A 15,286-nucleotide genomic window follows, 5' to 3' on the forward strand; every position below is an offset into this window, starting at 1 on the left:
GAATTATAGTGGGACAGCTACCCTGCTGCGGGTATGAAGGTGGTTTTAGCGCGTGGCTGGGCCATCAGTCTCCGCTGGTTGTGAAGGATGTTTCACAGCCAGTGGAGGATGTTAAACCCTGAAGGACAAGGCCGCTGTGTTACCAGCGGTACTGTATGTTCCCAAGAATAGTGCGGCGCGTGCCATAAAAGCAGTTTATGGAAGAGGCGCATGCAACAACATATTTGTTGTCGGCAAGGTTGGTCGCATTGACCTGGAGCAGGAGGTTTTTCAGTGAGGAAAAAGCACCGCCCAGATCATAATGGGCTTCTGCTTCACCCAGAACGTAACCGGGCACCTTAAAGGAGTTTGCGTTGTCCCCGTAGGTGAAGCCATTGTAACGCACGCCGCCACCCAGACCGAACCCTTTGGCCCTGCCGTTCTGGAACGTATAGCTGACCCAGCCGGAGGCAGTGTTGGAAGGTGCAGCAAGCAGGCGGTGGCCAATGTTGCTTGCGGTTGTGTCGTGCCTGATCTGAATGTCGTTATAGGCGTAAGAGGCAATCAGGTTCAGGCCGGGAAGAGGGTGTGCACGTGCTTCCAGCTCAAAGCCACGGGAGCGTACCGCGCCAGTCTGGATATTGTAAGTTGTGTGCACGGGGTCTGTGGTCAGAACATTTTCCTGATGAATGGTATAGGCTGACCCGGTGATGGTCATGGGTATTTTGCTGGGTTGGTACTTCACCCCCACTTCGTACTGGTTGCCCGTGGTGGGTTTGAAGGATGCCCCCGCATAGCTTGTACCAGCCGTTGGCATAAACGACGTGCTATACGAAAAATATGGCGAAATACCATTGTCAAACGAATAGACAATGCCGCCGCGATAGGTTGGTTTTCTGGCGGAGGAGGAGACCGATTTTCCACCCCAGCGGTAGGTTGTGTCGAGTGTTGTCCAGTCAAACCGCCCGCCCAGAATAAACGAGAAGCGCTTCCACTTTGCCTGATCCTGAATGTAGAGGCCAAGCTGGTTGAGAATTTGCGATGCGTCGCTTGTCGCTGTTGGGTAAAAATGTGCGCCATACACTGGATTATACAAGTTAAGTGAGGGCACGGTGCCGTTACCCAGAATACGGTTGGAAGCGTTGTGCAGGTAATCTATGCCAGCAATAAGCGTATGTTTGACATGACCGGTGTGAAAATGGGTTTCCAGACTGTTATCGCTGTTGAATGCATCCATATGCTCGCGTGATATTGTGTACATCCGCGATGCTGTTGCCTGATTACTGGCCAGTGCGCGCAGGGAAATGGAACGGAAATCTGAATCAAGGTGCAAATAGCGGAAGTTCTGCCGCCATGTCAGAGCATCGTTAAATTGATGGCGGAAGGCAATTTCCGTCATATATTCCGTGCGCCGGTACTGGTCAAAGCCCGGTTCACTTGTAAACAGGCTGGTCGGGAGCTTGCCATTTTTGTTGGGGAGCACCGTGCCTGCGGCAGGCAGGGCCATGCCGTAGAGTGAGGATGGATCGTTTTGATAAAAAAGCCGGACGTTCAAATCCGTATGATCCGTCGGGCGCCACGCAATCTGGGGCATAACACCAATACGATGGTCCTGCGTGTAGTTGACCTGCGTATTGCCGGTCCTGCCAACGGCAGTCAGCCGCGCGCTCAGTGTGCCGCTTTTGTTGATGCGGTCAGACATATCGAGCATGGCCTCCCCATAATCATATGACCCGGTGCCGAGCCGGACCTCATGGTATGGGGTTGCTGTCGGGGTTTTCATGGTCATGTTCACAAAACCGCCGGGGCTGGACTGGCCATACAGAACCGATGCAGGCCCCCGAAGAACCTCCACGCTTTGCATGAAGTATTCATCAAACGACGGTACGGCATAGGAGATACCCTGTGTCAGCCGCGTACCATCAAGGAACTGCACATAGTTGGCACTTCCGCCAAATCCGCCAAAGCCACGAAGGTAAATACTGTCAAACCTGCTGCCCGGGCGGCTCCCGGCGGAAACACCGGCAGAATAGTTCAAGGCATCGGAGATGCTGCGTGCGTGCTGTTCATCCATCTGCATACGGGTAATGACCGTAACGGACTGGGGTACTTCACGCAGGGGGACATCTGTTTTTGTGGCAATGGATGTACTGCCCGCCACATAGCCCGAGCGCTTGGCCTTGACTTCAACATACTCGTCTTTTGTGGTTTCGGAATCCTGCGAGAGTGAAGTCTCTGCCTTTGTGGCAAGCGGGTAGGCCAGACAGATCCCTGCTGTAAACACTCATAACGCCGATTGAGGGACGGGCGAAAGTCATGCGAAGACCTTTAATGAAAATGACAATGATTCGCACCTATAAAGTGAGGCTGTCAGTTTGTATCCGTCGCAAATATTAAAAATTGAATATGTGACACACGGGCCACAGGTCGTTCTGGCGCTGGTTCCTTGCTTGTCGCCGGAAAAAGTGATGCAGGGTGGGTGAACATCTGGCACGGACCGCGCGTTCTAATGTCTCTATGGCGAATACGTAAAGGAAACCATGGTGGCACACGACCCGACCGCGAAAAGACATACAACGGAATCCGGTATTCCGGTTTCCAGTGACGAACATTCGTTGAGCGTTGGCGCAGATGGGCCAATTGTGCTGCACGACCATTACCTGATCGAGCAGATGGCTGCGTTCAACCGTGAGATGATCCCGGACCGCCAGCCACATGCCAAGGGGAGCGGCGCTTTTGGCACGTTTGAAGTCACGCATGATGTCAGTGCGTATACCAGCGCGCAGTTTTTGCAGCCGGGTGCCAAAACCGAGGTGGTGGCCCGTTTTTCAACCGTTGCGGGGGAGGCTGGCAGCCCGGACACATGGCGTGACCCGCGTGGTTTTGCCCTGAAATTTTATACTGGTGAGGGGAATTTTGACATGGTCGGCAATAACACGCCGATCTTTTTTGTGCGTGACCCGCTCAAGTTCCAGCACTTCATTCATTCACAAAAACGCCGGGTCGATAACGGCCTGCGCGATAACGACATGCAGTGGGACTTCTGGACCCTTAGCCCGGAGACAGCCCATCAGGTCACATGGCTTATGGGCGATCGTGGTATTCCCGCAACATGGCGGCATATGGATGGGTTTTCCAGCCATACCTATATGTGGGTCAATGCAAAGGGGGAGCGGTTCTGGGTGAAGTATCACTTCAAAACCGATCAGGGCATCAAGTTTCTGACTCAGGAGCAGGCAGGCAAGATTGCCGGTGCAGATGCGGACTACCACCGCCGTGACCTGCATATGGCCATCAAACGGGGGGATTACCCCAGTTGGACGCTGCGCATGCAGGTTATGCCGTATGAAGATGCGATAACTTACCACATCAATCCTTTTGACCTGACCAAGGTGTGGCCACACGCAGACTATCCTTTGATTGATGTTGGCAAGCTGACCCTTGATCGCAATCCAACGGATTTTCATTCCCAGATTGAGCAGCTTGCCTTCGAGCCGAATAATTTTGTGCCGGGTACGGGCCTCTCCCCGGACAAAATGTTGCTTGGGCGCTCATTTGCCTATGCGGATGCACACAGGGCGCGGCTGGGTGTGAACTATAAGCAGATCCCGGTTAACGCGGCCAAATGCCCTGTTCATGGCTATGTCAAAGGTGGCGCCATGCGCGTGCAGCCAGCGCACGACCCGGTTTATGTGCCAAACTCCAAGGGTGGCCCGGTGGCAGATACACAGCATTTCCCCGAAAATGCCGTGTGGGAGGCAGATGGCGCGTTCATGCGGGCCGCCTATACCCTGCGCCGTGATGATGATGACTTCAGTCAGGCCAATGTATTAATCAACCGTGTTATGGATGCTGCGGCCCGCGAGCGGCTTGTTGATAACATTGTTGGTCATGTACTGCAGGGGGTTGAAGAGCCGGTACTGTCTCGGGTCTTTGACTACTGGACGCATATTGATGCGGATATAGGTAAACGTGTCCGCGATGGCGTGCTGGCTGCCAGAGTCTGAGAGTCTGGCATGGTGCTGGTCACACGGGCTGAAGCGCTTTTCAGCCCGGAGTGGCAGGAGCACGTAGTGTGCTCATGCGGTAAAGGCGGCCTCTTTTCTCTCACGGAATGAAAAGAGAATGTTGAGCACAATGGCGCTTACACAGCCAGCCACAACGGGGGATTGCAGGACGGGTTGGGTCCAATCAGGCATGAACATAAAAAAATCTGGCTTCATGACAATTGCCATGGCCAGAACAATGCTGACAGAGGCAACAATAAACGGCTTGTTCCCCGGTTCCAGCCCAAGGGATGCCAGCATCTGTATGCCCACCATCATCAGGGTTCCAAAAATCATCAGACCGGCGCCTCCGGCTACGGCAGGGGGGAGGGCGGCCACTGCCGTAGCCAGAAAAGGCGAAAGGCCCAGAACACATAAAATTCCCCCGGCCAGTGCGACAATCCACCGGCTGCGCACGCCCGTAATGCTTAAAAGCGCAACATTTTCGGAAAAAGCGGTGTAGGGGAAAGACCCCATAATCCCGCCCAGCAGTGTTGCCAGCCCATCTGCCCGCAGTAGCCTGCTCACCAGTTTTGGGGTTGCGTGGCGTCCTGTCATTTCCCCCACAACAACCGCATCCCCAATGGATTCAACCCACGTAATCGCCACAATGACAATCATGCTCAGGGAAGGCATTAACTGAAAAATCGGCCAGCCAAAAGGGAGCGGTCTGACAGCTGCCAGCAGCGGCGGCATACCGCTCAGGTGCGGGGTAAACTGGCCTGCCGCAAAGGCCACCACAAGGCCGATCCCCACGCCAATAATGACGGCCAGATTTTTAAAAACACCACGCCCGGTAATGGATAAAAAAATCGCACTGGCAAATACGCTCATGGCGACAAGCATGTTCCGACCCGCATGCACGCCAGCGCCGGAGGCGATCTGGTCAATGGCGACTGGTAGAAGGCTGAGCCCCATGATGGCAAGGGACGTGCCAACCACAACCGGCGGAAAAAACCGCATGATATGGCGGCCCAGTGGCGCTGCCAGCATGGCGGCCAGACCCGCCACAATGACCGCACCATAAACCGTGCGTAACCCTTCATTGTCATGGCTTGTGGCTAAAGTGGCGGAGGAGGCAATACCGATCACGCACGACACGGTTGCAAACGAGACGCCCTGCATCAGCGGCAGGCGCGCTCCCAGCCAGCGCGTGCCAATGGTCTGCAATAATGTGGCGGCACCACTGGTCAGCAGGTCTGCCTGAATAAGGGTTGCAGTTTGCGCTGCGGGAAGAGCCAGAACACGGCCGATGACAAGTGGGGTGGTAATGGCTCCCATATACATGACCATGACGTGCTGCACGGCCAGTGGGACCATGCGGGGGAGCGGCAGAACTTCATCCACTCCGTTTTTGCCGTTCATGGCGCCTGCTGGGGGTGTTTGCTGTACCATGATCTTACCAGAATCCTTCGTGCACATGGGCAATTCGGGCTTCCATCTCTTCAACGGGGCCGACAACCACAACCTTGCGCTGGCCTGCGTCAAACACCTGCGTGCAGGGCATGTTCATGGTCAGGTTTTCGGGGTTGTCGCCGGTCAGGGTTGCTAGGCGCTTTTCGGTCATGCCGTAAACAAGGCGGCCAATACCTGCCCAGTAAATGCCGCCCGCGCACATGCAGCATGGCTCTACCGAGGTGACCAGTGTGCATGATGCCAGAAATTCTGGTGCATATAGCCGTGCTGCCTTGCGGGCGACATTGAGCTCCGCGTGTCCGGTACCCCGGTCTGTCGCAGCACTGTTGCCGGATTCAAGCAGGATTGTTCCATCCTCTGCCGCCAGCAGGGCACCAAAGGGGTGGTTGCCAGCCAGCCTGCTTTCCTGAGAAATCTGGAGTGTTCTCTCGAGCAGTGTTCGGTCCGAGGCAGTCAGGTTGTGCTGGGGTGACGGGTCGGTGGACATGAGTGGGCTCCCATAAAATATGCAGCAAGGAAGCTTCAGACTTTAAAACATTGCATTTATGTTCCTGTAGCGCAATGAGTTGTCAACGGTGTTCTGATTTTTCATACACGGGAGTATTTTTAAAAAATGTCTGCATTTTCACGCGAACTGCTATCTTTTGTGGAAATCAGTCGCCACAATTCGGTTCGGCGTGCAGCGGAGGTGCTGAATGTTGCGCCCTCCGCACTGATCCGACAGATGCAGATGCTTGAGCGTGCATTTGGTGCACCGTTAATGGCCCGCACCCCACAGGGCAGCCGCCTGACGGATGCGGGTAAAAAACTGCTGGAACAGGCAACCCAGTGGATTGATGCAGAGCGCCGCCTGCGCGCCACAATTGCACGGCCCGGTGCCGCAGGGGTGCGTTTGGGCATTATGGAATGTCTGCTGCCATTTGTTACGGCCCACCCGGACCTGCGTGACCACAAAACGGCTTTGAGGCTGATTGTCTCGGACACCAACACCCTTGTGCGCCAGTTACGCGCGGGGGAACTCGATGTGATTATTGCCTTTAATGTTCTGGACGATCAGGACATATTAATTCAAAAAACACGTGATTATGACATTGGTTTGATTGCAACGCCGGGAGTGCTCCCTGCCGGGGGTAAGGTGGCGGATCTGCTGTGTGCCTGTGCGGACTTTCCACTTTGCCTGCCGGATAGTTCGCTCTCTCTCTGGCCCAGACTGGACGGGGAGTTCACACGTATGCGCGTGCAGCCCAATGGTCTGGTCAACACCAACTCTGTGGAACTTATTCGCGCTTACATCAGGCGTGGGGAATATATGGGAGTGCTGACATGGCTGGATGTTGTGCACGATGTTTCCGCTGGCGTGTTGTGTTTTCATGCCCTTGATAATCTGCGACTGCGTGAAACACTATGTTTGTGCACCCGCCATGGTGGTGGTGTGCCCGCTGCGGTTATGGCGGAGTTGTCGCAGATGTTTGAGGCTTTGCCACAAACCGGGCAACGCCTTAACGTCTAGCGCTGCCATTGGTGGTGCTAGGTCACGCACGCCATGACGGCAGGCCGTCGTGCACACGCGCTTTTCATACCAGCAGGGTTGGGCTGTGTAGGTGTGTGGCAGGGGAATGTGGTATGCTGCCCACCATGCCGCGCATCTGGCATGGAGGATGGAAGGCGCAGACCATGCGTAAACAGCTTATAGGTCTTGTTATGGGTAGCCTGCTGGCCATGTGCTCAGTGCCGGTTATGGCGCAGGACACGGAAGAGGACGGCGATTACAAGGCGCTGATGCAGAAAACCACGCAAAATGCCAATGGCATCTGCATAGATTACCTGAACTCCGAGCATGGCGATTATTCTGGCGATAAAATGAGTGAATCCCGTATGCCAGATGAGGTGACCAGAGGTCTGTCCAAAGCCATACGCGACGAGTGCCAAAAACACCCCAAGGAGCGGGTCGGCAAAGCCGTGAACAATGTTAAAACCGCCTATGCGCGCGAGCTTGAACAGATTGTCAGGCACATGAAGCTGAATGATGACCCGCTACGCACAAACGGCGGGTCATAAAAAAGAGGCTCTTCCCGAGACATGGAGCATTGCCCTGCTCGGGAAAAAAGCTGTCAGATATGTGAGAAAACCGATTTTTCCGGCAGGCGGGATTTGGGGAGGCTGGCGTTGAAGTCGGCATCCGAATGGTAGCCCAGAGCGACAATAACGGCCGGAGACAGGCCGTTTTCTGCCAGTCCCAGTTCCGTGCTTAAAATGCTGGCGTCAAAGCTTCCATGGGGGTGGCATCCACACCAAGGAGTGCTGCGGACAAGAGCAGGAACCCCTGCGCAATATAGGTTTGCTTTTGCGTCCATGTCGGCACGTCCCCGGCCTGTTCATGGAGCCCCACAAAACCGGAGCGGCCTTTGTGCGCCAGAGCGCGTGCCTCCTCATTGGCATAGCGGCCATCGGCCTGTTCCTGATCAGCCAGCGTTTGCAGGTAGTCGGCAGGCAGGCTGTTGCGCGCACTCAGCACCACCACATGTGATGCGTCCATGACCCGTGGGGCATTAAAGGCGAATGGACCACTGGTGGCCTTGGCAATCCGGGCTTTGCCCGCGTCATTGTCTGCGACAAAAAAGTGCCACGGCTGGGAGTTGACGGATGACGGGCTGTAACGCAGGGATTCCAGCAGTTGCGCCGCAATTGGGGCCGGTATCTTGCGCTCTTTGTCGTAAGCCTTTGTCGTGTGGCGGTGCTTGAGAATGTTAATCAGATCCATGGTGCTGTCCTAACCTTTGCCCAATTTGCCACTGGCACAGACCGCAGCAGATGCTGCCGTCGCAGTGCCGATTGTGCATTACAGTGGGTTGGATGGGCAGGGAGATCAAGGGGGTAAAGCTGCACCCCATGGCACAGGGCCGGTCTAGGCGATGACAATCCTGTCCCGTCCATCTTTTTTGGCCTGATAAAGCGCCATGTCGGCCTTGCGGATAATGGCCGATGTTTCTTCTGGCAGAGACTTGTCCCACATGGCAATGCCAAAGGACATGGTTATCTTGCCAAGGGTGCGGCCATTATAGTGCAGTTCCAAGCGGGACAGGTTGTTACGCAGGCTTTCCACCCGCTGGACAAGTGCATCCAGCGGGTGGGACGCGTGATGATAAGGAATTCCTCCCCCCCAAAGCGGCAGACAATATCCTCGCTTCTGAAGGAGTTCTGTATTTCGTTGGCAATGGTGCGCAGGACCATGTCACCGGCGTCATGCCCGAACTCGTCGTTAATATGCTTAAAATGGTCAATATCGGCCATAATCAGGCCAAGGGCAGTGTGGTTCCTGTTGGCTGTAGCAATTTCCGCGTTCAGGCTTTCTTCCATATGTCTGCGGTTGTACAGGCCGGTCAGCGGGTCGTGGATTGTCTGTTCAAGCAGGTTTTTTTGCAGGTTCTGGTTCACCAGAGCAGAGGCTATGTTTTCCACCAGTGCGACAAGGCGGAAGCGGTTTTCCTCCGCGACAAGGCTTTGCAGGTACAAAAGCCCAACGACCTCACCACTCGCAAACAGCGGCTCGCAATGGTAGATGCTGACATCATTCCCCACATGCTGGCAGACCACATCTCCCCCGCTGGTGGAAACGGCATGGCTCTGCCCTAACCGCAATGCCCAGCATGATGACGGGTGCAGCACGTCGCATCCCACAGCAATGGCACCCCATTGTGCAATGCGCTCAAGCTGGTTGGTTGTGTGGTTGTACGTGTACAATGCGCCGGGAATGTTGGGCAGCACACGTGGCACAAATGCGCAGATAATGGCTGATAGTTCATTACTGGTGCGCGCGGCCTGCAAGCGGTGAGCCATTTCGCCCAGCAGTTCCATGGCTTCGTTGTTGCGTTTGAGCTCCGCGTTGGCCTGGAGCAGCTTATGGTCACTTGCCTCCTGCGCCTGCATGGCGGCGTCCATCCGCTCGGCCATGGTGTTGTAGCCCTGAGCCAGCATGTCAAACTCGGTGCAGCCCATTTTGTCATCCACGCGGGCTGCGCGGTTGCCGTTCCCAAAGTCGGCCATGGCGCGCACGATCAGGCTGACAGAGCGGCGCATGCCGTTAAGCACAAGATACAGGAGGCCATTGACCAGCAGCACAATAATCAGGCAGCCACCAAGGACCAGCTTTCTGTTCCAGCTGACATGGGCTTTGGCGGTTGCTTCCCGCGCAATGAGCAGTTCTTGTTCCGTCTGCCGGATTTCTTCCGCCTTTTGCACAATAATGGCCATGTCCACACGGCCCTGCCCCAGAACAACGCGGGATCTGGCCTCTTCAAACCGTCCCTGACGGGCGAGTGCTATCTGCTTGGTCAGGGTGTCTATGCGTTCATTGGTGGCAATTTGCAGGCTTTGTGCGCGCTCGTGCTGGACAGGATTGTCCTGCACCAGTTGTTCCAGCATGTTGACCTTGGACAGAGCTGCGGCAACGCGGTCGTCAAAATCCTTGGCAAAGGACGGGTCGGTGGTCAGGAGGTAGCCCCGTTCCTCGGCCTGTGCCTCGCGCAGGTCGGACAGGGTCTCGGAGACGATTTCTGTAATTTTCTGCTTGTGGGTGTTCCATTCAAAGCTGGCAATCATGCTGTTGGAGGCAGAAAGCAGCAGACCCGAGAGGCAGACCAGATTAACGCTGACAATGGAGCCGACAAAGACGATCCGAGATGTAAGGGAATGGAGCAAAATAATCTCTTTGCACTATAAAATTTTGTGCAAAATACAGTATCTATTTCATCCATTCAATTCTGTTTTAGATGTCTTGTAAGAATATTCTGTGACTATGCAGCCTGATTTAATTCATTATTAAAGATCAGATAAAGCCTTTACGTATAAGTTGTGGTGTCAGCTCCGGCCGGGGATTAATACTCCGCATGGATTGCACGGGGGGCATCCGCGCGTGGAACCATGGTCGGCAGGCCGGAGTTTACAGGGTGTGGGTGCCATAATGGTGCCGCAAAAGTAGCCAAACCTCGCTGGGTAAAATTGCGTAGTGGCTTAGGCCCAAAGGAATAAATCTGGTGAATACAAAGCTCCTTGTCGCCGTTATGTTGAATGGCTTTTTACTGGCCGGGTCTTCTGCCTATGCGCAGGGCATGGGGCCGGGTGGCCCCGGTGGTGGCCCACAGGACCAGCGGGGTAATCCGGGCCTGCATAATCCGCCGCCATCACAGGGTGGACCGGGCCGTGGGCGTGGCGGCCGTGGCGGTCCGGGGTTTGATGGCGACCATTATGACATGAACCGACGCTGGAAGCGTGGAGACCGCTATGACGGGCCAGTGAATAATCGCTGGTATGTGCAGGACTGGCGTAGCCAGCGCGGGCTGTATGCTCCACCGCCGGGTTATCGCTGGATGCAGTATGGTAACCAGTTCCTGCTGACCAGCATTGCCAGTGGGGTTATTGCGGGTGTGGTCAGCGGTGTTATCTCCTCGGGTATGGCGCGCTGAGTGCGCGCACAGGCTGGTATCCGCCGGACTGCCAGCCTGTGCGGCCATGGTGTTATCCACAGATTCTGAGGATGCTTGCGTGGGTAAGCCTGTGGATTAAAAGCGAATAAACAAAGGGTTGCAATCCGGAGCGGTGCTTGGTAGGCATCGCCCCGTCCTTGGGGAGTAGTTACCCTCAGTCATGAGGGGCCTTCATCAACACACTTGGCTTTCGGGCCATGGTGGAGGCAGCGTTTTGGTAGCAAAACGCCAGGCAAGACCAACGGCAGCGGAACCTCCAGATGTGGCCGGGGGAGTTCCGTCTGCCGTGTGAGTCTCTTGCGGCCCTTGGAATTTTCATGACCGGTATTTTCACGCTGGGTATTCTTGGTCTCAGCCTGTCTGTTGATGCTTTTGCCGCAGCGGTTGGCAAAGGTGCAACAGTGCAGAACGCCCGTTTGAACGATGCTGTACGTATTGGTGCCGTGTTCGGTTTTTTTGAGGCGATAACCCCCGTCATTGGCTGGGTGCTGGGGCTGGCACTCAGCACATGGATTGCCGCAGTCGATCACTGGATCGCGTTTGGCCTGCTTTTGGTTATTGGCGGCAACATGATCCGCCTTGCCTGTACAGGGCATGATGCAGATACCTCCGAACGCGATGTCAGGGAGGCCCGGCATAATCGTGGCGTGCTGGGGTTGGTGACAACAGCACTGGCCACCAGCATAGACGCAACGGCTGTGGGGGTCAGTCTGGGTGTTATGCGGGTGAATATTCTGGCGGCCTGTCTGGTCATTGGTGGGACGACTACGGTGGTGGCTACGCTGGGCGTTATTATTGGCCGGCATGCCAGCGTGTGGATCGGCCGTTATGCAGAAATTCTGGGGGGCATAGCCTTGATCGGTATTGGCTGCTCCATTCTCTATACGCATCTGAGCGCACCATAATTCTGGTTGGGTGCGGCATGGTCCGGGCCATGCCGCACCGACAGGAGCGGGAGATTTCTTCTAGGCGATGATTGTTATGTTATAATATTACCTATATGGAGGAGGGTGACCTGTTACAAGCAGTAAGGCCCCGCTCATGCCCAGCAGATTGCCCGTTACCGTTCTATCCGGTTTTCTAGGTGCCGGAAAAACAACGCTCCTTAATCATATCCTCAATAACCGTACCGGCCGACGTGTCGCGGTGATTGTGAATGACATGAGCGATGTGAACATTGATGCCGATCTGGTGCGTGGTGGCAGCAATTTATCCCGCACGGATGAAAAACTTGTTGAAATGAGCAACGGTTGCATCTGTTGCACCCTGCGCGATGACCTTTTGCAAGAGGTGCAACGTCTGGCCAGCGAGGGACGGTTTGATTACCTGCTGGTGGAATCAACAGGCATTGCGGAGCCTCTACCGATTGCCGCAACATTCGAGTTCAGGGACGAAGAAGGACGCAGCCTGTCTGACATAGCCCGACTGGACACGATGGTGAGTGTTGTGGACGCAGTAAATTTATTGCGTGATTACAGCTCAACGGATTTTCTCAGGGACCGGGGAGAGGTCGCGGGGGATGAGGATGACCGCGCGCTTGTGTCTCTTCTGGTTGAGCAGATCGAATTTGCTGATGTTGTGGTGCTGAACAAGGTCTCCAGCGCTACGGCGGAGCAGCGCATGGCTGCACGCCAGATTATTGCGAGCCTGAACCCCGATGCCGATATTGTAGAGGCGGACCATGGCGCTGTTCCTTTGGAACGGGTGCTGGATACGCACCGCTTTGATTACGAAAAAGCACATAAAAATCCGTTATGGTACAAAGAACTTTATGGTTTTTCTGATCATGTTCCCGAGACGGAAGAATATGGAATCCACAGCTTTGTCTTTCAGGCAAGGCGGCCTTTTGACCCTGTAAAGTTCAAGGCTTTTATTGACCACTCATGGCCGGGCGTTGTGCGGGCCAAAGGTTACTTCTGGCTGGCAACGCGCCCTAGGTGGGTGGGTGAACTGGGGCAGGCGGGAGCACTGGTGCGCACCGAGGCCGCAGGGCACTGGTGGGTGGCCATTCCGCCTGAGCACTGGCCGGACGATAAGGAGTGGCAGGATATGCTGGTCTCCCGCTGGGACCGGGTGTACGGCGACCGACGGCAGGAAATGGTGTTCATTGGCACTCCGGCTATGGACGAGACCGCCATCAGCGCAGCTTTGAATGCATGTCTTGTGCCCGATACTGGGAAAACCCTTTTTGATGCGCAGGAGTTTGCGCACCTGCCAGACCCGTTTCCTGTCTGGCAGACAGAGCCTGCGGCACAATGACCCACCAGTCGGCACACACCAACGAACGTACCCTGCGCCATGAGGTCTGGCGCAGGTATGATGGTAATGACTGGCAGGCGTTTGATGCGCTTCCACCGAGCATCAGACTGCGTGTGAGCCAGCACAGTTATGATGCATGGTCAGTGAATGTGCTGATGCTCTGGCGGCATTACAAGCGGAGCTATGGGCGCACAGTGCGGGCTGAAAAAGCGTTGATCCGTTATCTGGATTATTGCGAACGGCTTGAGCGCGATGTGTTCGCTGCCCATTACGGGGAGCGGTATGGCATGGAACTGCCGCATCTGGCGGCGCAGGGGACCGTGCAAAGGTAAGGCGGTCTGCATGGCGACCTGTTGTAATGTCTTGGCCCGGTTGCTGGAGTATGTTAGAACAAAAATAGAACATACTGACGTGGGAGGCAAATATGGCCGTAGCCGAGCGTATCGTGTTTCAACCTTTTGTATGGCAGGGCGCGGCATTGCGGGCAGGTGCTCCGATTTTATGCCCCAACGTGGATGATGCACGCAGGCGGGTGGACAAAATTCGGGCAGGTGTCCTGCGGGTGGCCGGTGCTGTTGTCGTACGCATGCAGGTGGATGAGGACATAGGCGATTACGGCGAGCCCGAATATCTGGAGCAGGTGGGGGATGTCCCCGCAGTGGAGGAGGACTGATGAACCCCACATCTGCGAAGGCAAGCGCCAGCAGCCAAACTGACACAGGGGTGATTGCGCAGAGGCAACACGATGTAGGAACTGGCGCATCTTCCTGCTAAAGAGGGCGCGTAAAGGCAAGGGGCAACGCCCGGTCTGCCAGTGGATGGTAAAGGATTGTGTTTATGGCTGTGCATTATGCCACGGTAACATGGGAGCAACTGCATCGGGATGCCCGGGCACTGGCGGCGGCTCTTGTGCCCAGAATGCCTTTTAAGGGTATTGTCGCGGTAACCCGTGGCGGGTTGATCCCCGCAGCCATTGCGGCAAGAGAGCTTGGATGCCGGCTGATCGAGACCATTTCGGTCGTGACATATGATGAAGAGGAAATGGGACAGCCCCAGATTATCAAATCCCCCGATGCCGCAGGGGATGGAGAAGGCTTCCTGATTATTGATGATCTGGTCGATTCCGGTGTGACCGCACGCTTTGTGCGTGAGCGCCTGCCCAAAGCCTATTTTGCCTGCCTGTATGCCAAACCAGCAGGTAAAGCCCTGACAGACCTGTTTATTACGGAAGTTCCGCAGGATACGTGGGTTCTGTTCCCGTGGGATACGGCTCCGTTGTTTGTGCCGCCACTGGTCAGCAACAAAAAAGAGTGTGCGGAGTAATTTTTTTAGCGCAGCAGGGTTGCCAGTTTGCGATTAGACGCCTAGTTTCCCGCTTGTTCGGGGCGTGGCGCAGCCTGGTAGCGCGCGTGTTTTGGGTACACGAGGCCCCCGGTTCGAGTCCGGGCGCCCCGACCATAAATAAAGCGGGAGGCACATCATGCCAGCGCGTATTTATAAGCAGTCCAAGCCAGCAGGTCAGTCCGGCCTTATCGGCACCCGTCAGTGGGTGTTCGAGTACGGGCAAAGTGCTCCGCGCAAGCAGGATGCCCTTATGGGGTGGTCTGGCAGTGCGGATACAAATTCCCAGCTTAGGCTTTTGTTTGAGACATGCGAGGCCGCAGTGGCCTATGCCCAGCGTGAGCAGATTGCTTACGAGGTGGAGCAGCCTGCGCAGCGCCTCCGTCGCCCCAAGGTTTATGCCGATAATTTTGGCTATACGCGGGTGCAGAACTGGACGCATTGATTTTTAGCCCTTTTCCCCTTATGCGGGAGGGGCTGTTTAGCGCCCTTAGCTCAGTTGGATAGAGCAACAGCCTTCTAAGCTGTGGGTCATTGGTTCGAATCCAATAGGGCGCACCAGTTTTTTCAAGTCAAATGCATGATGATGGTCAGGGTGGGGTTATGCTCCGCCCTTTTTTGCATGATGCTGGGTGTAACGGCCTTGTTTATGGCGGGCTTTGTCAGCTTTCTCTGCTTGCACGTGCTGAGAGAGGCCTTGAGCCTGTATCTGCCGCAGCCACAACCTATGTGGGCATCGAATTCCCAAACGTCTTTTGCAAG

General features: G+C 55.4%; 16 protein-coding genes, 2 tRNA genes and 1 riboswitch. Of the genes, 12 read left to right on the forward strand and 6 right to left on the reverse strand.

Going from position 1 to position 15,286, the window contains the following annotated elements:
* Positions 1 to 139 precede the first annotated feature (139 nt).
* Complete coding sequence (locus JCM25146_RS11215; protein ID WP_025828008.1) at positions 140 to 2,263, reverse strand: TonB-dependent siderophore receptor; 2,124 nt, start codon at positions 2,261 to 2,263, stop codon at positions 140 to 142.
* A 256-nt stretch (positions 2,264 to 2,519) separates the two neighbouring features.
* Between JCM25146_RS11215 and JCM25146_RS11220 the strand changes: the two genes are divergently transcribed.
* The gene (locus tag JCM25146_RS11220; protein ID WP_025828009.1) at positions 2,520 to 3,986 is read left to right on the forward strand and encodes a catalase; all 1,467 of its coding nucleotides are present in this window, start codon (positions 2,520 to 2,522) and stop codon (positions 3,984 to 3,986) included.
* 72 nt (positions 3,987 to 4,058) lie between these two features.
* Here JCM25146_RS11220 and JCM25146_RS11225 read toward each other — a convergent pair whose 3' ends face one another.
* Positions 4,059 to 5,420: a solute carrier family 23 protein gene (locus JCM25146_RS11225; RefSeq protein WP_025828011.1), complete on the reverse strand. Its 1,362-nt coding sequence runs from the start codon at positions 5,418 to 5,420 to the stop codon at positions 4,059 to 4,061.
* A 4-nt stretch (positions 5,421 to 5,424) separates the two neighbouring features.
* On the reverse strand, positions 5,425 to 5,928 hold the full coding sequence (locus JCM25146_RS11230) for a nucleoside deaminase (protein WP_025828012.1): 504 nt from the start codon (positions 5,926 to 5,928) through the stop codon (positions 5,425 to 5,427).
* A 126-nt stretch (positions 5,929 to 6,054) separates the two neighbouring features.
* Between JCM25146_RS11230 and JCM25146_RS20830 the strand changes: the two genes are divergently transcribed.
* Complete coding sequence (locus JCM25146_RS20830; RefSeq protein WP_025828014.1) at positions 6,055 to 6,951, forward strand: LysR family transcriptional regulator; 897 nt, start codon at positions 6,055 to 6,057, stop codon at positions 6,949 to 6,951.
* 164 nt (positions 6,952 to 7,115) lie between these two features.
* Positions 7,116 to 7,499 (forward strand): hypothetical protein, encoded by a 384-nt coding sequence (locus JCM25146_RS11240; protein ID WP_242401078.1) that lies wholly within the window; start codon positions 7,116 to 7,118, stop codon positions 7,497 to 7,499.
* 190 nt (positions 7,500 to 7,689) lie between these two features.
* On the opposite strand, the gene JCM25146_RS19000 is transcribed toward JCM25146_RS11240, so the two are convergent.
* The 3 genes from JCM25146_RS19000 to JCM25146_RS19005 form a co-directional block, all read right to left on the reverse strand.
* Complete coding sequence (locus tag JCM25146_RS19000) at positions 7,690 to 8,202, reverse strand: nitroreductase family protein (protein ID WP_242401079.1); 513 nt, start codon at positions 8,200 to 8,202, stop codon at positions 7,690 to 7,692.
* A 144-nt stretch (positions 8,203 to 8,346) separates the two neighbouring features.
* Positions 8,347 to 8,544, reverse strand: a complete 198-nt coding sequence (locus JCM25146_RS24595; protein WP_159101989.1) for a GGDEF domain-containing protein — start codon at positions 8,542 to 8,544, stop codon at positions 8,347 to 8,349.
* On the reverse strand, positions 8,475 to 10,139 hold the full coding sequence (locus tag JCM25146_RS19005) for a sensor domain-containing diguanylate cyclase (protein WP_051544209.1): 1,665 nt from the start codon (positions 10,137 to 10,139) through the stop codon (positions 8,475 to 8,477). The genes JCM25146_RS24595 and JCM25146_RS19005 overlap by 70 nt, the downstream gene beginning before the upstream one ends.
* Positions 10,140 to 10,474: 335 nt before the next feature.
* Between JCM25146_RS19005 and JCM25146_RS11255 the strand changes: the two genes are divergently transcribed.
* From JCM25146_RS11255 to JCM25146_RS11295, 9 genes are all read left to right on the forward strand, one after another.
* Positions 10,475 to 10,903, forward strand: coding sequence for an RcnB family protein (locus JCM25146_RS11255; protein ID WP_025828016.1), 429 nt, complete (start codon positions 10,475 to 10,477; stop codon positions 10,901 to 10,903).
* 148 nt (positions 10,904 to 11,051) lie between these two features.
* A riboswitch (yybP-ykoY riboswitch) is annotated at positions 11,052 to 11,154 on the forward strand.
* An 87-nt stretch (positions 11,155 to 11,241) separates the two neighbouring features.
* A complete protein-coding gene (locus JCM25146_RS11260; RefSeq protein WP_025828018.1) occupies positions 11,242 to 11,829 on the forward strand; it encodes a manganese efflux pump MntP in 588 nt (195 codons plus the stop codon).
* A gap of 136 nt (positions 11,830 to 11,965) precedes the next feature.
* Entirely contained in the window at positions 11,966 to 13,183 is a 1,218-nt protein-coding gene (gene zigA, locus JCM25146_RS11265) for a zinc metallochaperone GTPase ZigA (RefSeq protein ID WP_025828020.1), read from the forward strand.
* Complete coding sequence (locus JCM25146_RS11270) at positions 13,180 to 13,515, forward strand: DUF6525 family protein (protein WP_025828022.1); 336 nt, start codon at positions 13,180 to 13,182, stop codon at positions 13,513 to 13,515. Before zigA ends, JCM25146_RS11270 begins: the two co-directional genes overlap by 4 nt.
* Positions 13,516 to 13,607: 92 nt before the next feature.
* A complete protein-coding gene (locus tag JCM25146_RS11275; RefSeq protein ID WP_025828023.1) occupies positions 13,608 to 13,856 on the forward strand; it encodes a hypothetical protein in 249 nt (82 codons plus the stop codon).
* A 164-nt stretch (positions 13,857 to 14,020) separates the two neighbouring features.
* Positions 14,021 to 14,506, forward strand: a complete 486-nt coding sequence (gene gpt, locus JCM25146_RS11280) for a xanthine phosphoribosyltransferase (RefSeq protein WP_025828024.1) — start codon at positions 14,021 to 14,023, stop codon at positions 14,504 to 14,506.
* A gap of 58 nt (positions 14,507 to 14,564) precedes the next feature.
* Positions 14,565 to 14,641, forward strand: a tRNA-Pro gene (locus JCM25146_RS11285).
* Between the two features lie 22 nt (positions 14,642 to 14,663).
* Complete coding sequence (locus JCM25146_RS11290; RefSeq protein ID WP_025828025.1) at positions 14,664 to 14,969, forward strand: ETC complex I subunit; 306 nt, start codon at positions 14,664 to 14,666, stop codon at positions 14,967 to 14,969.
* A 39-nt stretch (positions 14,970 to 15,008) separates the two neighbouring features.
* Positions 15,009 to 15,085 (forward strand) — tRNA-Arg (locus JCM25146_RS11295).
* Positions 15,086 to 15,286 lie beyond the last annotated feature (201 nt).

This window comes from Acetobacter okinawensis JCM 25146 (assembly GCF_000613865.1).
GTDB classification, from domain to species: Bacteria; Pseudomonadota; Alphaproteobacteria; order Acetobacterales; family Acetobacteraceae; genus Acetobacter; species Acetobacter okinawensis.